Annotated in this window: 11 protein-coding genes; 3 read left to right on the forward strand and 8 right to left on the reverse strand. The window is 53.3% G+C overall.

The genetic code is table 11. The annotated features are described in order from the left end of the window. Positions 1 to 140 precede the first annotated feature (140 nt). Positions 141 to 989 (reverse strand): dienelactone hydrolase family protein, encoded by an 849-nt coding sequence (locus tag FF011L_RS13060; RefSeq protein WP_145352086.1) that lies wholly within the window; start codon positions 987 to 989, stop codon positions 141 to 143. 63 nt (positions 990 to 1052) lie between these two features. Continuing rightward, the gene (locus FF011L_RS13065) at positions 1053 to 1469 is read right to left on the reverse strand and encodes a DoxX family protein (RefSeq protein ID WP_145352087.1); all 417 of its coding nucleotides are present in this window, start codon (positions 1467 to 1469) and stop codon (positions 1053 to 1055) included. Positions 1470 to 1549: 80 nt separating this feature from the next. Between FF011L_RS13065 and FF011L_RS13070 the strand changes: the two genes are divergently transcribed. Further along, positions 1550 to 2674 (forward strand): DMT family transporter, encoded by a 1125-nt coding sequence (locus FF011L_RS13070; RefSeq protein WP_145352088.1) that lies wholly within the window; start codon positions 1550 to 1552, stop codon positions 2672 to 2674. Positions 2675 to 2818: 144 nt separating this feature from the next. Next, entirely contained in the window at positions 2819 to 5167 is a 2349-nt protein-coding gene (locus FF011L_RS13075; RefSeq protein WP_218933184.1) for an alpha/beta hydrolase family protein, read from the forward strand. 170 nt (positions 5168 to 5337) lie between these two features. Here the strand turns inward: FF011L_RS13075 and FF011L_RS13080 are convergent, their stop codons facing one another. Next, positions 5338 to 8286, reverse strand: coding sequence for a hypothetical protein (locus FF011L_RS13080; RefSeq protein WP_246109386.1), 2949 nt, complete (start codon positions 8284 to 8286; stop codon positions 5338 to 5340). Positions 8287 to 8450: 164 nt separating this feature from the next. Then, the gene (locus tag FF011L_RS13085) at positions 8451 to 8963 is read right to left on the reverse strand and encodes a ferritin (protein ID WP_145352090.1); all 513 of its coding nucleotides are present in this window, start codon (positions 8961 to 8963) and stop codon (positions 8451 to 8453) included. A 301-nt stretch (positions 8964 to 9264) separates the two neighbouring features. Here FF011L_RS13085 and FF011L_RS13090 point away from each other — a divergent pair, with 301 nt between their 5' ends. Further along, positions 9265 to 10038, forward strand: coding sequence for a hypothetical protein (locus FF011L_RS13090; RefSeq protein WP_246109387.1), 774 nt, complete (start codon positions 9265 to 9267; stop codon positions 10036 to 10038). 402 nt (positions 10039 to 10440) lie between these two features. Here the strand turns inward: FF011L_RS13090 and FF011L_RS13095 are convergent, their stop codons facing one another. From FF011L_RS13095 to FF011L_RS13110, 4 genes are all read right to left on the reverse strand, one after another. Further along, positions 10441 to 11787, reverse strand: a complete 1347-nt coding sequence (locus tag FF011L_RS13095) for an enolase C-terminal domain-like protein (protein WP_145352091.1) — start codon at positions 11785 to 11787, stop codon at positions 10441 to 10443. A gap of 107 nt (positions 11788 to 11894) precedes the next feature. Then, positions 11895 to 13577: a sulfatase family protein gene (locus FF011L_RS13100; protein ID WP_145352092.1), complete on the reverse strand. Its 1683-nt coding sequence runs from the start codon at positions 13575 to 13577 to the stop codon at positions 11895 to 11897. Between the two features lie 63 nt (positions 13578 to 13640). Continuing rightward, positions 13641 to 14132: a histone H1-like repetitive region-containing protein gene (locus FF011L_RS27235; RefSeq protein ID WP_145352093.1), complete on the reverse strand. Its 492-nt coding sequence runs from the start codon at positions 14130 to 14132 to the stop codon at positions 13641 to 13643. 1233 nt (positions 14133 to 15365) lie between these two features. Further along, a complete protein-coding gene (locus FF011L_RS13110) occupies positions 15366 to 17582 on the reverse strand; it encodes a hypothetical protein (protein WP_145352094.1) in 2217 nt (738 codons plus the stop codon). Positions 17583 to 17728: the final 146 nt, after the last annotated feature.

A 17728-nucleotide genomic window follows, 5' to 3' on the forward strand; every position in this document is an offset into this window, starting at 1 on the left:
TGCGCTTCGCGCTAGCAAATGGAAGGTTGGAAGCGAAAGGGAGTAGCAAATACAAGCACGAAGCGCGAGCGAGTGAGCAAAATACTCGCTGGCGCGGGCTTGATTTGATCTTCCGCAGGGGAGTCTGAACCTGAACCGGCTTAGGCAAGGTTTTCTTGGAAAAGCACTAGCAATCGGCTCCATGCTTTTTCGGCTTGCGCTTGGTTGTGGACTCTGGAGTCTGGTGGGCACCAGCCATGACCGGCGGGGTAAACTTCGATCTCCGCAGGAAGATTGGCTTTTGCGTATGCCTGTTTTAGCGTTGTCTTCGCTTCGGGATCTCGTTCGTCATCGTTTTCCGCAATGGCGACTAGGAACGCGGCCTTCATTTCTGGAATCAATAGATGCGGACTATCCGGTTTATCGCTAACCAGTCCGCCGCCGTGGAAGGATGCCGCAGCGCCGATGCGATCGGGAACGGCTGCAGCGGTTCGCATTACGATGGGGCCGCCCATGCAGTATCCCGTTGTGCCAGCCTTCTTCGATGTGTCGACCTGTGGCTGGGAGTCAAGCCATTTGATGAACGTCTTGGCATCGGATGTGTGTTTCGTCGCATCCAGGGACTGAGCAAGAGGCCGTACTTCGGAAATAGGAGTCTTCGCGCCGTCGGCCGCGGTGGGGGCTTTCTGAATTCGGTAGAACGGGTTGACGACCAACACGCTGTAACCGGACTCGGCCAGGCGATTGGCCATCTGTTTGAACGATGGGCGTAGCCCAAAGATATCGGGCCAGATCAATACGGCTGGATGCTTTCCCGTTTTGGGCGTTACGAAGTAGGCGTCGCATTCGCCGTCTGGGGTTTGGATGACGACGTCGTTGTGACGCACCTCTGCCGCGTCCGCCGCTCGGGGTAACATCATGGCTGCCCCAATGCCTGCGGCTGCCAGCGTACCAATATCTCGTCGAGAGTACTTTTTCAGATCGTCTTCAAAGTGGTCTTGATCACACATCGAGTTGTCTCTTCAAGTAAGGGGAACTCTGCTGGGAAACGAAAAAATAGCGGAGCGGTGCAGTTAAGGTTCGCTGGAATCTGTTTTTGCCGAACGTCTAGAAATCAAATGATCGATCGAAAATATTCCAGGTCCTGATATCGCGATCACAGCGTAAACCGCCAAATAGCACGCTGCAAGTTCTTTGACCTTCCATTCGTGTTCGGCATGTACGACAAACAGCGCAATCAACATCGTAAACGCCAGTGGAACCGTCGCAAAACGAGTTCCCAGGCCGATGATCAGCAGCAACGAACATCCCACTTCCGCACCGATGGCAGCGATCAAACTCAACCGACTGCCCATCTCCAGCGGGTCTGAAAACGAATCGGCTAACTCACTGAAACCATTCAGTTTCTGCAGGCCGTGAACCAGCATCAAACAACCAAAAGTTACTCGAAGCAAAAGCAGGCCTAGGGATGTGGTGGTCTGACGATTCATTGGGCTCTCTGGAAGCTGTTTTCGGTGGTCGGGAAAACGGCGCGTGGACGAAGTTGCCAAAACGCAATTAGCTATACGTAATGCAATGGTCAGCGGGGCCATGGATTCCGCAAATTTTGTTTCCCGATTCCGCTAACCGCCGCGCCGATTCCACCGGGATCAATCCAGATTCCCTGCGGCTTGGCCGCTTGTCCAAGCGGGTGCGGCTTGTGGATTTGGAGCATTGCAGTACTTTAACCGCATCTTCCAACAAACACTTTTTCTCATTTTTGGTGACTGAAGCGAGGCCTACGCTGAATACGCGGAAACACTCCCTTGGAGCCGACGGACTGCTGCTGTCAACGGCGCTGATGTGGGGCACAAATATTCTGGTTTTTAAGGCTTCCATTCGCGATTTGGATCCGTGGGTCTTTAACGGTCTGCGATTAATTTTTGCGTTCGTTACCCTGGGGATTCTGGTTTGGGCGGATGCTCGCTTGCGTCCGGTGAAGGAACCGCAACCGCCGATCCCGTGGGGGCGGGTGGTTTTGTTTTCGGCTTTGAACGGTTTCTTGTACCTTGTGATGTTCGTAAAGGGGATCGAGCTGACCACGGCGGGAAATACTGCATTGATTCTTGCTTCGATGCCAATGTGGACCGCGGTGCTGTCCCTAATATTTCTGAGGGAGCGGCTTCCTCGCGTCACCTGGCTTGGGCTGTTGGTGACGTTTTGCGGAACGGTGGTGGTCACCACCCAAGGTAGCGGCGAAGTCAGCCTGGCCAGCCGCTACTTCATCGGGAACTTGGTGATGCTTTGCGCGGCGTTGACGTGGGCAACCGGGACGGTCGTTAGTCGATCCATTCTGCAAACCATGCGCCCGCTTCGTTTGACCTTCATCAGCTGTGCTTTAACGACGCCTTTCCATCTGATGTTGGCGATCCCTTCGATTTCGGAGGAAATCCCTAAGCTCCTGCAGCCGACAACCTTCGCAGCCCTCGCCTATTCCGGAATTTTTTCGACGGGGATTGCGTATGCCACTTGGAATGCAGGTGTTCGCGCCGTCGGCGGCTCCCACGCTGCGGTCTACCAGAATGTTGTGACCTTGGTTGCAGTCGTTGGCGGTTGGTTCATTCTTAAGGAGCAACCGTATGCGGCTCAGATCGTCGGCGGGCTGTTTATCGTGCTGGGATTGTTTCTGATGCGACGTGGTCGCCGCTCAATTTAAGCCGCGTCGGCAATTCGATTCGTCGACGAAAGTTTCGCAGAGTCTGGGATCTGGGGAGGACGGTGTGTCGGTATTCGATGGAGTACAATGGACGCCCCCGCTAACTCTTCAATTCCCCCTCCCGTTGCTGTGAAAAGGCCTCCCATGAAACTTCCTATTTGGGGTGCGTTGCTGCTTGCTTGGTCCTTCCTTCCTTGCCCAGCGTTGTGCGCCCAAGGGATCGATTCTGATTTGACTCAGCTGGCGGGAACCCAACCTCTGACGATGGAAGGTGATCTCGCAAGACAAATGGTCGCTGGCATCGACAGCTTTCTTCTAGGCGAAATCGATGCTTCTGTGGCGTTGCGGGAAGCAAACTTCACTCGAGATCGCCATTCGGCAAGTGCTTACTCCGAGTCATTGTCCGCCAGTCGCAAACGATTGGCTCATATTCTTGGAGCTGATGACGCGCGTGTTGGTATTGAATCACTCGAATTTGTTGGCAGCACGGTTGTCCCTTACGTGGTGGAAGAGACCGAACGCTATACGGTCTTTGCGGTTCGCTGGCCGGTGTTTCGCAATGTTCACGGAGAGGGTCTGTGGTTGAAACCCAAAGAGGCCGCTATCGCTCGAGTGGTCGCGATCCCCGACGCTGACCAAACCCCTGAGGACGTAGCAGGTAGCCATGCCGGGATTCAGGAGAAATTCCAATTCGCTAGGCAACTTGCAGAAAACGGCTGCGAGGTTTTAGTGCCTACTTTGATCAGCCGGGATTACGGTCCACGCAATGGCCGAGCAAAGATGACCGACCGGGAATACCTTTATCGAAGCGCCTTTGTATTGGGGCGTCACCTTATTGGATACGAGGTGCAAAAGGTTTTGGCGGCAGTCGATTGGTTCAGTACGGTGGAAGATGATCGTTCCAAACCTATCGGCGTCATCGGTTACGGAGAAGGCGGCATGATCGCTCTGTACTGTGCAGCGCTTGACACCCGAGTCAAAGCGGCGTGCATCAGCGGGTATTTCGGATCGCGACAGCGGATCTGGGAGCAACCGATCAGTCGCAACGTTTTCGGTTTACTTGAATCCTTTGGTGACGCGGAACTGGGGGCAATGATCGCCCCTCGTGCGTTAACCATTGACGGGACCGGGGGACCCGAATTGCGTTTGCCCAGTGAAGGTGGAGCCCCCGCAGTCCTTGTCGCCCCTGCAGACGAACAGGTCACCGCCGAGATTCAGCGCCTGCGTGATATTTTGCAAACCGTTCCCGGGACAGTTCATCACATCCATGCGACCGAAAAACGAAACACATCGATTGATCCTCAAGCGACCGCTCAGTTCTGGAGTGATCTGACTGGCAATCCGCTTGTCGATTTCCAGTTTGTCGAAGAATCGAAATCACCAGCCGATATTGATCGATCCGCCAAACGGTACCAACGACAATTCAAGGAATTGGAAGCGCACAATCAGTTGTTGTTGACTCAAAGTGCCGCCGAAAGACGAAAGTTCGTCAACTTGGGCAGCCATTTACCTGATCAAAGGCCAGGACGATTTCCGCTGGACACCTCGTCTTTGGAAGCTTACGAAAAATCGATCGATCCTTGTCGTGACTACTTTCGTGAAGAGGTCATCGGGGAATTTAAGCAGCCATTGATGGAATTCAATGCCAGGACACGAAAGGTGTACGATCAGCCGAAATGGGTGGGGTACGAAGTCGTGTTGGATGTTTTCCCCGGCGTCTTTACCAGTGGGATTTTATGTTTACCCAAGAATCTAAAGGAAGGCGAGCGGCGACCGGTCGTGGTCTGCCAACATGGTCTTGAAGGCCGCCCCGTCGATACGGTTGTTGGCAATCATCGTGCCTACCACGATTTTGCTGCAAAACTTGCCGAACGAGGGTACGTCACTTTTGCACCCCAGAATCCCTATATCGGCAAAGACGACTTTCGCACGCTCCAGCGAAAAGCGAATCCATTGAAAAAGACGCTGTTCTCCGTGATCGTCCCACAGCACGAACAGATCGTTCGTTGGCTGACGTCCCAACCGTTTGTCGCTGCGGACAAAATCGCGTTCTACGGTCTGTCGTACGGCGGGAAGGCCGCAATGCGGATCCCTCCTCTAGTACCAGGCTATTGCCTTTCGATCTGTTCGGGGGATTTCAATGAGTGGGTTGATAAGAATGCGACCACCGAATCAAATTACTCTTACGTTTGGACCGGTGAATACGAGATCTTTGAATTCGACCTGGGCCGGACTTTCAACTATGCCGAGATGGCCGCACTGATTGCGCCTCGCCCCTTTATGGTCGAACGCGGGCACTTCGACGGAGTCGGCATGGATGAGAATGTTGCCTACGAATTTGCAAAAGTGCGACACCTGTATGCTGCGAGACTTGGGATTCCAGAACGTTGCGAATTGGAATGGTTTGTTGGTCCGCATACGATCAACGGAAAAGGGACTTTTGAATTCTTAGACCGCCAATTGGATTACAACCGCAAAGCGGAATCCGAATAGGGTCGGTGTTCGAATGTTTCCGGTTTTGAATCGCCCTGTTTGATGGGGGCGTTCACTTTTCATTGATACTGAAGGGACTGTTTGAGGGACGGGATCCTGGAAGTGTCGGCTGACCTGGACGGTATTTCCCGTCAGCCGACTTGAACGCAGCGAACTGATCACGCGACCTGTTATCGGTACTCGAACTGGGCGGTCGCCGATGTATCGGAATCGCTTACCGCTCGAATCCAACAGGCGGAGAATGCCGCCGGAAATGTGTACTCGGCCGTTCGATTCGGATGGACGGTGAATTCTTTGTAGGGAACCCACAGTCCACGTCCTTCGACATCGATTTCCAACGTGATCGTGACCGGAGTTTGTGACTGATGCGATAAGGTGACCGATTTTTGATCGTAGCCGGTCATCAGATAGGGATCGGACGGGGCGTCCGCTTTCACTTTAGAATTGAGCCACGGACCACCGGACCCGACCGGTTTGCCGAACTTCCACAGATCATCGACCCCACCGAACCATAGGCCTGTTTCCAATTGAGGGTCAGCGAATACGTGATCGTCATTTTGGGCATCCGCACGGACCCCGGCTAAAACCAGCAGCCCGTTCCACGAGCAGAAATCAGAGATCTGTTTTGAGTGGCTTGAGACGGGCCGCATCTGTTCCCAGACGGGCGGTTCGCCGTTGCGAATCAAAGGAACCTCGTAGAATGTGCCATGAATGTTTGCCAGGTGTCGTTCCGATTCGACTTCACGACTTGCTCGCGGCCAGCCAGACGCAAACGGTTTGTCAAAGGCGGGATCGCCTTTTGGCAGTCGATAAACTTGGTCCCCCGCCCGCAACACGACCGAGGCATCATCCACGGTGAATTCTTGTTCGATCTTCAAAAGCGCATTTAGTTTTGGATCGGGTTCCTCTTGTTGAAAAGCGAAGCCTGATTTCGTGAAATCGAGATAGCGGTTGTCGGACGTGATCAGTCGAAGGTTCCGATTTCGTTTTGCAGGATAGAGAATCGCTTCGCGGACGTTCTCCGATCCAATATCCGCCAGACCAGCAAACAGGGTTTTGTTTTGAGGAAGGTCACCCTCAACAAAACGATCGGTGGTTTGGTGCAGAAATGCGGTCACGGTACCGTCTTGATCCGTTCTTAAACGCAACCAGACCGCTTGGAGGTCCGCAGGTAGATAGTGGGTTTTGTAGCTGTTTCCTGGGACCGTGACCGTTTCAACCTTCTTCCAAATACCGTTCCCTTCGAAATCGGCTTCGATGGTAAATGTGATCGAGGGAGAAGTGTCGGCGGAATTAACCATGTCGGGCCGCGTGACGGTTGCGTTGCCCAGAGCGGTGACGTCGACTTGTTCGGATTCGATAAACGCCATATGCGGCATCCCAAACGATCCCTTCAGATGCTCCGTCGGATTCGCGGGGATCGAGATCTTTCCGGCGGGAAAGGCTCGCGAGTAGATATGGTCTTGAAATCCCTTTCCCCACAGCAAGGTCATTTCCGTCAATTTCCATGCGGAATCCAGTTTCGGGGATCCACGTTGATCGACGGCCAAGTAGACGGTCACAGGCGAATCGACTTGGAATTCAAATCCGGGCGCGGGTTCGTGCCAGTCGCCACGAGGGAGGGTGATTCGAGGCAGCGATGCAAGCGGTTCGGGGAGCTTGCGAATGTCTTGTTGGTCGGTCGCTCTTAAAACGGTTCCGCGAGGAGCCCTCTTCTGGCCCGTTGCCAGATGCAGAACGCGACGATCGAAGCCAGCGATCAGAAACGGATCGGAAGGCGTGTTCGCTTTGACTTGGTCTTCAATCCAGGGACCACCATATCCATTGGCCGGGCCCCAGCTTTTTAGGTCGTCATAGTTTCCGAACCAAAGATTACTTTGCGGTTGTCCCGCCAGATGGTTCCCTTGGATGCTCGTTTCGTCAGTGGCCAAAACAAGCCGACCATTCCAGTCGCAGAAGTCGGGCACGTAACGCAGGTGACTGCCGATGGGGCGGATGCCCGCAGAATTTTGCGCTGAGAACGTTTTGGGAAAATCAAAGAACATGCCATGCATGTCCATCATCCATCGTCCGCCGGTGATTTCACGGATCCGAGGCCATTCGGTATACCAGCCGTGGCTGGCATCGTTGCAATAGGCAGCCTTGGGCAGCAGGAAGGTATGCCATTCGCCATTGTCCAGAACTTTTAGACGCAGACTCCGGCGGTCCCAGCCCATCGACCAGACGGGATCGTTTCCGTCGCTTCCCCCGGTAATTCCGAAGGGACCTGTGACTTCGGTATATTGCCGTCTTTCAACAATTTTCCAGTTGGTGCCATCGAATTCAGCAAGGACACCCCGTTCTTCTTCGTTTTTAGCCGCACCGCCAACCAAGAGGTCGTCGTAAGTTCCAGCGTGTAATTCGCCATTGTTGGAAATCACCAGTCTGCCCTGGGATGTGTAGCCACCTTTTCCATGCCAGCCGGGGACCGGTTTTTTAAACAGTCGCTTGACGGCTAACGTGTGGACGTTGGCCTCCCAAATTGCCCCTTCCATGTCGATGTAGTAGACCATGTTTTGAGGGTCTTTTAGGTGTCGTGCGATGGCAGTCACGCGGATCGGCATGTCTTTCGGCAAAATGGCCCGGACGGAACCTTCGCTATCGATCAAATAGTGGGCGATAAGCAGTTGGTTCGATTCTTTGTGAATCATCCGGCCAGCCGGTGTGCCCCCAACACTTTCTGGGTGGATGGTCATCGGCAGCGATAGATCGGGATCGATCGAATAAAGCTTGTGTTCACTTCCCCCAGGCATGTGGGGTGCGTAGTTGACCATCCATAATTTGCCAGCCCAGGGGACAATTCCTCCGATCCCACATTCATTGTGCCCGCCGACGTAGTGCGCACCATTTTGGCTGTAGACGCCATAGGTGGTCAGATGAGGGTAGACCCCGCTGATAAACAGGTCGGTCCGCGGCGTTGGCGGAGCGGTTTTCGGAATCGAAGGTTCTTCGGGGGACGGTTGCTTTGCCGCCCTGGCTGTTTTTGTGTCAGGCCGATCTGCCGCCCAGAGGGATGACGGCAAACCGAAGACCAAAGCGGTAATCGCGATCGCGGTGCAGCTGAGAAAGTTTCGAATCATGATGTGCCGAAGAGAATGAATGCAGGTTTTCGTGGGAGGTTTCCACCTGCATTATATTACCCGAATCTTCAGCGAGGGAATTCCAACGACGGTCCCGGGATCATGTCTTTTGCGGAAGAGCTTCACTAGGAACATTTACCAAGCATCTGGATCGATGCCTCAAATTACTGAGGGGTGGTGTTCATCGGAAGCGTTCGCTCTGACAGGCTGTTGTCGAAATCGAGAATCGCTGCGGGGTCTCCGGCGACCATTTTGATCCTGGCCAGGTTCGCGCGAGCGATTTTTTCCTCTTCGACTTGTTCGGTGACAAACCATTGCAATTCGACCAGCGAAGCAAAGGCTCGCTGTTCCATGGCAAGCTGGAAAAGTGCGTCGATCCGCTCGGTGTTCTCCTTTTCTTGCTGCAGGGACCACTCAAAGATTTCCACGATCGACGCAAAGTTGTCACGAGGCGGGTTAACCTGCATGAATTTGACCGTGACGTCTCGGTCGAGCAGGAATTCGTAAATCTTCATCGCGTGGGTGTACTCTTCCTGAGCCTGAGCTCGCATCCAACCGGCACACCCAGTCAATTGTTCTTTTGCACACCATGCACTCATCGAAAGGTAGGAATACCAAGAATCAAGTTCCGCGGAGAACTGATCATTGAGTGCATCGCTAACGGGTTGGTTGGACATCGTTCGTCGTCGTTTGAGATAAGAAAGTTGGTTCCAGGCGATAGTGCCCAATTCATTAATTTATCGCTAATCCCCAACGTTGACAGCCCACCTTCGGAATCACTCCGATTCGTCGTAAAGCGACACTTTGACGATCGACTATTTTTACGCGTTCGGTGCCTAAAGGGTGCAAGTTCCAGACGATTGAGCGATAATCCAGTCGCATCCTAAATCCTTCGATAATTGGTGCGGCAAATTTCTTTGCTTCGAAGAGAGTGTTTGCATGCCGCGATACCTATTTCCCCTTCAAGAGGATCGATCCGTGGAACGAATTTTCGAATTTGGACTTTGCCTGCTGCTGATGATTGGAATGGGGGCGAAGCCAGGACTGACGGCCGACGATCCATCCAAGATTCGGGTTGAAGGGACAAGCGATACTGCGGAAGCGTCAAAGAACGCTCAAATCAGGAAAGTCCACAAGCAAACCGATGGAGTGGTTGTGGTGGAAGCAGAGGATTTTTCTGACGCCGATCGCCAAGAACACCGCAAATGGTATCTGACGACGACGGACATCACCCCCGATGTTCAACCCGACCCCGATGAAAACCATTCCAAGGGAGCGGGGGGGAACGCCTACTTAGAAATCTTGCCGGATACTCGTGTCACCCACGCAGATCCGTTGGTGAAGGGAGTAAGTTTTTCCAACCAAGGAGGCCAATGTAGTGTGCTGTCCTATCCCATTCAGTTTGAGGAACCGGGACGTTATTTTGTCTGGGTGCGGATGTGTTGCACTGGCAGCGAAGACAATGGTCTGCATGTAGGGATCGATGGCGAGTGGCCGGAATCAGGAGCTCGGATGCAGTTCACCGGCCATCACGGTGAATGGCAGTGGGATTCACGTCAGCGAACCGCAAAGGTCCATACCGGAGTGCTGGGGCAAATCTGGCTGGATATCGAAACCCCGGGATTGCACACCGTGATGTTTTCGATGCGGGAAGATGGATTCGAATTTGATCGATTCATGTTGACCAAAGAACCAAACGCGATGAAAAGCAAAAATGGTTCGCTTGGCCCACCGGCAAGTCCCTATAAGTAGATCCTAGGCGATGACCTGCAAGACGAATCAGGGTTTCCACATTCCGCGTCGATTGACGATCAGATGGGATTGAATTTAATTAATCGCATTTAACAATCGACGCTTGCCTGCCGCGCAGACGTCAACGCGATCTACTGGCGGTATCTCTATCGGATCCGCGCAAGCCGACCGACCATTTAATGGGGATATCAGCTTGATTCCTGGACGGCTCGCGCCGTTCGCTAAGAAATTAGCGGGGATTGGGGCTCGGCAGGTTTTGCGACCTGGGATGTTTTGCGAACTGCGATGTTTTGCGAACTGCGATGTTTTGCGAACTGGGATGTTTTGCGAACTGGGATCTTGATGACCAGACCGCAATCGAATTTCTGTTGCGGCACTGTGACTGATTGCACAGCGGGTCCGCTACTTAAGAGCGACCTCGAAGGCTGCTCCTTTGCGATTCGCGGCGCGATCCTTCCAGACTTCTCCGTTGGGGAATCGATGCCGTTCGATAAACTCGGGATGGAATTCTAGTCCCCAACCGTGGGCCGTTGGCGCGACATAACAACCGTCCTGTATCTTGACCGGTTGTTCGACGGCGTCTTGCAGAAAATCAATGTATTCGACCAGTTGGGTTTCAGAGTGGCCTGCCACAGCGATTTGATCCCACATTCCGTAGTGGCTGATCATGTTGCATAGTGCAATCCCGCCTCCGTGCGGACAGATTGGGATCTCGTATTTCGCAGCCATCAACACGATCGCCATAATGTCGTTGACTCCGGCGACTCGCACGGCATCAATCTGACAGTACTTAATGGCTCGGCTCTTAAGCAGTTGCTTGAAGATCACTGGGGAGGCTGCATGTTCACCACATGCCATTCCAAAACTTGCGCTCTTAAAAGTCTCAGCTAATTCGACATAGCCGAGAACATCGTCACGGGCGATCGGTTCCTCGATCCATTTAAGTCCAAAGGGGAGGTAGCGTTTGATGTGACGCTTTGCTTCTTCCAGGCCCCAATACTGATTTGCATCGACCATCAGATTGCAATCTGGACCGATGGCGTCACGCATGAAACGAATCCGTTCCACGTCCTGCTCGGAATCACGGCCGACCTTTAATTTGAACGAATCGAAACCTTGCTTCTGAAGGTTCTGGATTGTTTCCAGGATCTGCTGGTCACTAAGTCCTAGCCAACCGGCGGTACAGTAGGCTTTGGGGCCTTGAACCTGCATGTCACTTTGACGCCGGCCTAAAGCTGGTCGATTTCGCTGCAGAATTTCCAGTGCTTCTTCGGGCGTCAGGGCGTCTTGGATGTTTCTCCAGTCGATACAATCAACCACAAATTCAGGTTCCAGATCGACAAGTAACTTCCACATCGGCTTTCGGACCGCTTTGGCCCATAGATCAAATACCGCATTCAGGATTGCCCCGGCAGCCATTCGAAAGACTCCGTCGTGCAGCCAGCGGAGCTGATGATGGTCGATCAATCGTTGGTAGAGTGTGATCGGGGATTCGGTAAGCGATTCCAAATCCGCGCCGATCACCAGTTGGCACAAATCTTGAATCCCATGACAGATCCAGTCGGTCCCAGCACCAACGGTGAAAACAATCGATACCCCCTTTAAGCCAGAATCGGTTTTCAGGTGCAGGACCGCCGACGAGTAGTCGGGCATTTTGTGAAAAGGGTCGGAGCCGAGCATTTGGTCGGAAGTTGGAATCCGAAGATCGATGATTTCGGCTCCAGTAATCTTTATTGATTTCAAAGACACTTGTTCGGGCCCCGCTTTGCTGACTGAAAATATTTGGTGGATGGTTGATTGGACGAACAGAAAACAGAAACTTTGTCTCTCCATTTTCTTAGATAATACGCGAACGGTTATTGCTTCGCTGTGACGGGAGGAGGAATGACATACGGCGGACGGTCGAAATCGTCATTCAACCGTGGATCCTTCGAATCCCTTAGCACTGTCATCAGGCGGGATGCCAATTCGGATTTGACTTCTGCATACTCGGCTTGATCAGCAAGGTTGTCCAGTTGGTCGGGGTCGTCTGTCACGCGGTACAATTCCTCGCCGGGACGTTTCCCCAGCGTCTGTTCGAGCGACTGCGATGCTTGTTGGGTATCGCGATTCGCCAACAGCCATGCCTTCGTCAAACTGGCATCGAGGTCGCGGTAGGGCGATTCCGCCAGGCGATCATAGTTTCCGGCAGAGTCGATGTCTTCAATATTGTATGGTGCGCCGTTTGGCCAACGATTCGTTTTGAAGTTGCGGATGTACAGGTATTCGGGCGTCCGAATGGCGCGCATCGGGTAGGGCAGGTTGCCATCGCGAGCGGAATGGAAATGCAGTTCACGTCCAATAACGACTTGATTCCTTTGCGGGTTGATCCAGCCACTCTCCTCGGCAAGCAGTTGTCTGAGAAAACTCTTGCCATCCATTGATTTCGGAATTTCCAGGTCACTGGCTTCCAGCAACGTGGGACCAATGTCCATCACGTTCACAAAGTCATCGACCGTCCGACCAGCTTTCACTTTGCCAGGCCATCGAACCATTAAGGGAGCTTGCACCGACAAATCGTAGCAGTTTGTTTTTCCTCGAGGGACTCCGGGGATACCGTTGTCACCTGTGATGATGATTAGCGTGTTGTCCAGTTGCCCGGCCGCATCCAATTCGTCCAACATCGTGCCGAACATCGCGTCGGCTGCCTGTACTTCGCCTAAGTAGTCGGCAAAGTCGCGGCGTACGTCGTGCACATCGGGGAGGAATCTGGGAATCAGACCTTTGAGTGAATCCGGATCGATTCCCCACTGTTTTTCACCAGAATCGGGGGCAAAGGGGCGGTGTACGTTGATCGTTCCGTAGACAAAGAAAAATGGCTGATCGAGAGCGGCACTTGACCGCAGGACTCGCCGCATTTCATAGCGAGGATGGTTCAACGTTTCTTCGATACGTTGTTGCGTTTCGGCTTCGGTCTTTGCTTCACTAACGTACAGCCCGTAACGTCTATAGGGTTGCTGCGGAAGCGAGCGTTCGGCTTTGGTTGGTTTGGATGCTGTAAAATGAATCGTCTTGATTGCCCGCCGCGCCATGTAACCGCTCTCCCGAAGTAGGTCGGGGAAGTAGGTCATCGAACGGAAGGGATTGGGGGTCGTTTTCCAGTCGCTTGCGCGGCCATTTAAAAAGGCACCGCTGCCACAGTTCCAGAAATATTGGCCCGTAACCAATGAAGCTCGGCAGGGACCGCATGACGAAACGGGGACGAAGGCGTTGTTGAAGCGAACCCCTTCGCGGGCGATTCGATCAAAATTCGGAGTTTCGAGGAGATCATTCAGAGAGGGAGTCTCTGGGGACGCGTAGACATTCGCGAAACGTCCCCAGTCATCGACAAAGTAGAACAGAATGTTGGGACGGCTATCCTCTGCAATCGCTGGTGTTGATCCGCACAAGACAATCAGAAGGAGAAACAACTTTGGCATGGAATGTTGGGTGCAAAACTGAACGGGGCAGGGGACGGAGCGAATCGCTACATCATACTTGATCTGTCGATCTGAGTTCATACTCGGATCGACCCCACCGATTCCTGAACAAGCAGCCCGTGTCCACCATGATTCCAACGCTTCCTAAACGCTCGAATTCCGCAGCAAAACGGGCCGGTCAGTTCTCCGTTGCGGAATCATCGTCGGCTTTTGCGTCGTCGGCTTTTGCGTCGTCAGCTTTTGCGTCGTCAGCTTTTGCGTCGTCGGCATTTGCGTCGTCAGCTTTTGCGTCGTCAGCTTTTGCGTCGTCAGCTTTTGCGTCGTCAGCTTTTGCGTCGTCAGCTTTTGCGTCGTCAGCTTTTGCGTCGTCAGCTTTTGCGTCGTCAGCTTTTGCGTCGTCAGCTTTTGCGTCGTCAGCTTTTGCGTCGTCAGCTTTTGCGTCGTCAGCTTTTGCGTCGTCGGCTTTTGCGTCGTCGGCTTTTGCGTCGTCGGCTTTTGCGTCGTCGGCTTTTGCGTCGTCGGCTTTTGCGTCGTCGGCTTTTGCGTCGTCGGCTTTTGCGTCGTCGGCTTTTGCGTCGTCGGCTTTTGCATCGTCGGCTTTTGCATCGTCGGCTTTTGCATCGTCGGCTTTTGCATCGTCGGCTTTTACGTCGTCGGCTTTTGCATCGTCGGCTTTTACGTCGTCGGCTTTTGCGTCATCGCCTTTTGCGTCGTCAGCTTTAGAAAGCTTCTCTTGATCCCGATAAAGTGGAGCTAGCTGCAAGAAAACGCTTTCCAGTTGGCGATAGTATTCGTCAATTTCTAGTTCCGGCTTCATTGCTCGAATGGTTTCTAGATCCGCTTCCAACTTTGCGCGTAGGGCTTCGTTCTTTGCGTCGAATGGAATCGACTTGGACGGCAGCAATACTTGGTATCGGGCGCGGCTACCGTCAGCAAGGGCATTCGATTTCGGTTGTGAAACCAGTCGGGTGCCTTCAAAAAAGGAGGCGGGCGTTCCAAGTTTGTCGCCATTGTCGTCCAGCAAAGCGTGCTCGGTCAGTAGTCGCCCGTCCGCTTCATAGAACTGGTTTGTCTTTGCAGAAGCATGCAGGAATAGCTCCAGCACGGATACGGCGTCGTCGTGATCCAAGTCGGCTTTTTTGTCATCCAACGCTGACGAAATGAATTCACCAAACCTTGCTAAGTTTTGTTCGTCGCCGCTTCGAGTTGCCGTGACAATCGTGCGATTTTCGCCGCTTAATTCGGTCAGGAAGGGACCGCTTGCGGAGGCAGTATTGATGATAACTATCGGGCGTTGAATAGCGTCCAGCCATTTGGCCAAGGTTTTGGGTTCTAAATCGGGGCCGACAAGGTTGAATTTGGTAACCCCGTTACTGGAAGTTCCGTGGCCGATAAATACGATCCAGACAGGCATCGCGGGTTCGGTGGATTCGGCGTAAGTGGCCAGCAGCGTTTCGATCCGCTCTAGATCGGTCGCCCCTTCGGCGGTCGCTCGGCCAACAATCGTGACCGAGACGTTCGCTTTTTCGGCGACCTCGCTCCAGCGATCACCCCACTCGCTGAAAAGGGAATCATATTCAGGAGATCCAGGTGCCCCCATCATCAGTAACAGATCGCCACGTTGCTCCACAGGAGTCGGTTCTGTTTCTGCGGCGTCTTTCTGCGGAGCTTCCTCTTCGGTTGGTGGCGGCGTTTCTTTGTCGGGTTTAGTGGACTCAGAAGCCGCGGGGGTATTTTCCGCAGCTGAATCGTCTGCCCCAACGCATCGATCGTTTGTCCCGAAGAAGCCTCCGAGTGCCATGGCAAGCAGGCACGCCTTATTGAGAAATGTCGTTAAGTCACGCATCTTTTGGTATCGAAGCATTATGATTACGGCCATCCTTTCCAGCGTCGTAGACCCCATTCGGTGCATAAGCACCCCAGGGCAATCAGCATCATCCAAGGGCGGTGCCAGATCGGATAGGTCCAGGTTTCCATGACGGGCATTTCACGGCTCTCAAGCGAACGAACGAATCGATCCAAGTCGGAGATGTCTAGCACTTCCCCATTTGTCGATAACGCAAGTTGTTCCATCGCTTCGGTCCCTATTTGTAGTTGCTCGTGCTCTTCGGCCAGTTGGTCGGACGTCCACCCCGATTCGGTAAGACCCAGAATCGATCCGTCGGGGCGTTGGACGGTTACTTCGGTCAAAAAATGTCCCGGCAGTGGAGACCAGTATGTGGTGAAGTAGCGACCTGCGGTCGTTTCGTCAGCGACCGCGGTCAATTCCACAGCGGTCTCGTTTGGATCGACGACAACGAAATGGACTTGAGCATTGTCCAGCGGACGAAATGCTTCATCGCGGACGTCCACCTGAATTCGATGGGGCCTTCCTTTTTGCGCGGGTTCTTCGATCGATATTTGGATGGGACGGGGAAGGTCACTGACCAGCCACCGAACCCACTGCCGCCATCTGCGTCCAGGGTCGCCGTCGTTATCATCATCGCTTAGTTGGTTTTGCAGATTTGTGGTTCCTGCGGCGGGGGCTGCGCCCGCCGGGACATGCATGAACCAACGCCAGAAATCGCCCGCTAAAACGGCACTTGTTCTTCCTTTTCCAAACCGCTGCGTTACCAACGCTGGAAATGTTTGATTTGGATCTTGCATTGATTGCAGATTGGCAAGCACTTCGGCGCCCGGTTTGGCATCAAGAATCTGATTGCGGACCAGCAAAGGCGTCATCTGACGCAGTCGGTTCCGTTCACGCGCCTCCGTTGTTTCGACTCGCAACCAAGGATGGAGCAAGCCTTCACGTGTCAACGCGAAACGCCATCCATCCTGTAACCCTTCCGATTCCGCATCCGTGCTGGGCAAGTCCTGGTCGGTGAAGCGTTTGCCCGGCAGATAGACAGGCAACAATTCGCCGATCGGGGTTTGAAAGTAGTCCCCCTTTTCAAAAGACTCCTGGCCTCCCAAAGCCATTAAGCCTCCGCCACGCTCGGCAACGAAGCGCCGCAGCATCAGTTGTTGATCGGTGGTAAAAAAGGCTGCTTCGATATCATCCAGAATGACCGCGTCGTAGGCGAAAAGTTCCTCGATGTCTCGGGGAAATGCTTTCGGTAGGTCTTCATCGCCCGGTTCGCCAAGCGTGAGGATCACCGGTTCATCGATCGACTCAGCCGCTTCTTCTTCGTTGGCTCCCAAACCGGCAAAGAGAGGATTGGTGGACTGGACGGTTGAATCGCGGAAATTGAATTTGGGTTGACGTTTTGCGATTCGGATGAGTCCGGTTAATTTAATTTCTTCGTCTGCCGCAAGGGATCTGCGCAGAAATTTGAATTCCCAGTTCGGTCGTCCGGCGACATAAAGGATTCGAAACGGTCCCTGAGGACGATCGACCATCAACATGCGGCGATTGTTTGCCAGGGTCACTTCTTGCTGAGAACGCCCCTCAGCAAACGTTTTCGAATCGGAATCGAGAAAGGTGGATACCGTGTAGAAATGAATTCCACTTTTCTCCGGACGAAACTGAAAACGCATTTCTTTCCCGTCATTATCTTCGGGAGCTAGAAACGTTTGCTTCTTATCAACGACCTTTCCTTTTTGATCGGTCAACTGAATCGTCGCCGGTTCTCCGGCCAGTCCCGTCGCTTTAACTTGCACGTCGATCGTGATCGGGGCTGCTTCGAAATCGGAATGACGAACCGTTGCCGCAACGATCTGCAGATCACGAATCGTCTTTCGTTTACGCAGTACAGGGTAGATAGGGACGCCGAGGTCCTCCAGAGTGTCCGCTTTAAGAGGTTGAGTCGAATTTCCATCGGTGAAGAGTAGGATGCCAGCGAGCGGTCGGTTCTGGAAACGTCCTGTCAAGGTTTTCAGCGAAGTGGAAAGCTCACTCGCGCTGCCGTCGTATTGAAGTTGTGCGAGGTCGTCCGCTTGGCGAAGGCGATCGGAATAGGCATAAGTGCGAACATCAAAATCCTGTTCCAAACGACGTTTCCAACCAGTTTCCCGGTGGAATGGCTTTGCGAGCGTTTGCAGAGCCTCTTTGGAATCATCGAAACCAACCTGCATGCTGGCACTTTCGTCTACCAGGATGGGCATTAAGTTTGCCTGAGGGCGTGGTCTTTCCCCTGTCCGAACTGGTTGAAGAAGGCATAGGGCCAAGGCCACCATGGCCACAAACTTGCAAATTCCGCAGACAGCTCGCAGCCACATAGGCATCTGAGAAAAGCGATAGCCGTACAGCA

The sequence above is a fragment of the Roseimaritima multifibrata genome, from assembly GCF_007741495.1.
GTDB classification, from domain to species: Bacteria; Planctomycetota; Planctomycetia; order Pirellulales; family Pirellulaceae; genus Roseimaritima; species Roseimaritima multifibrata.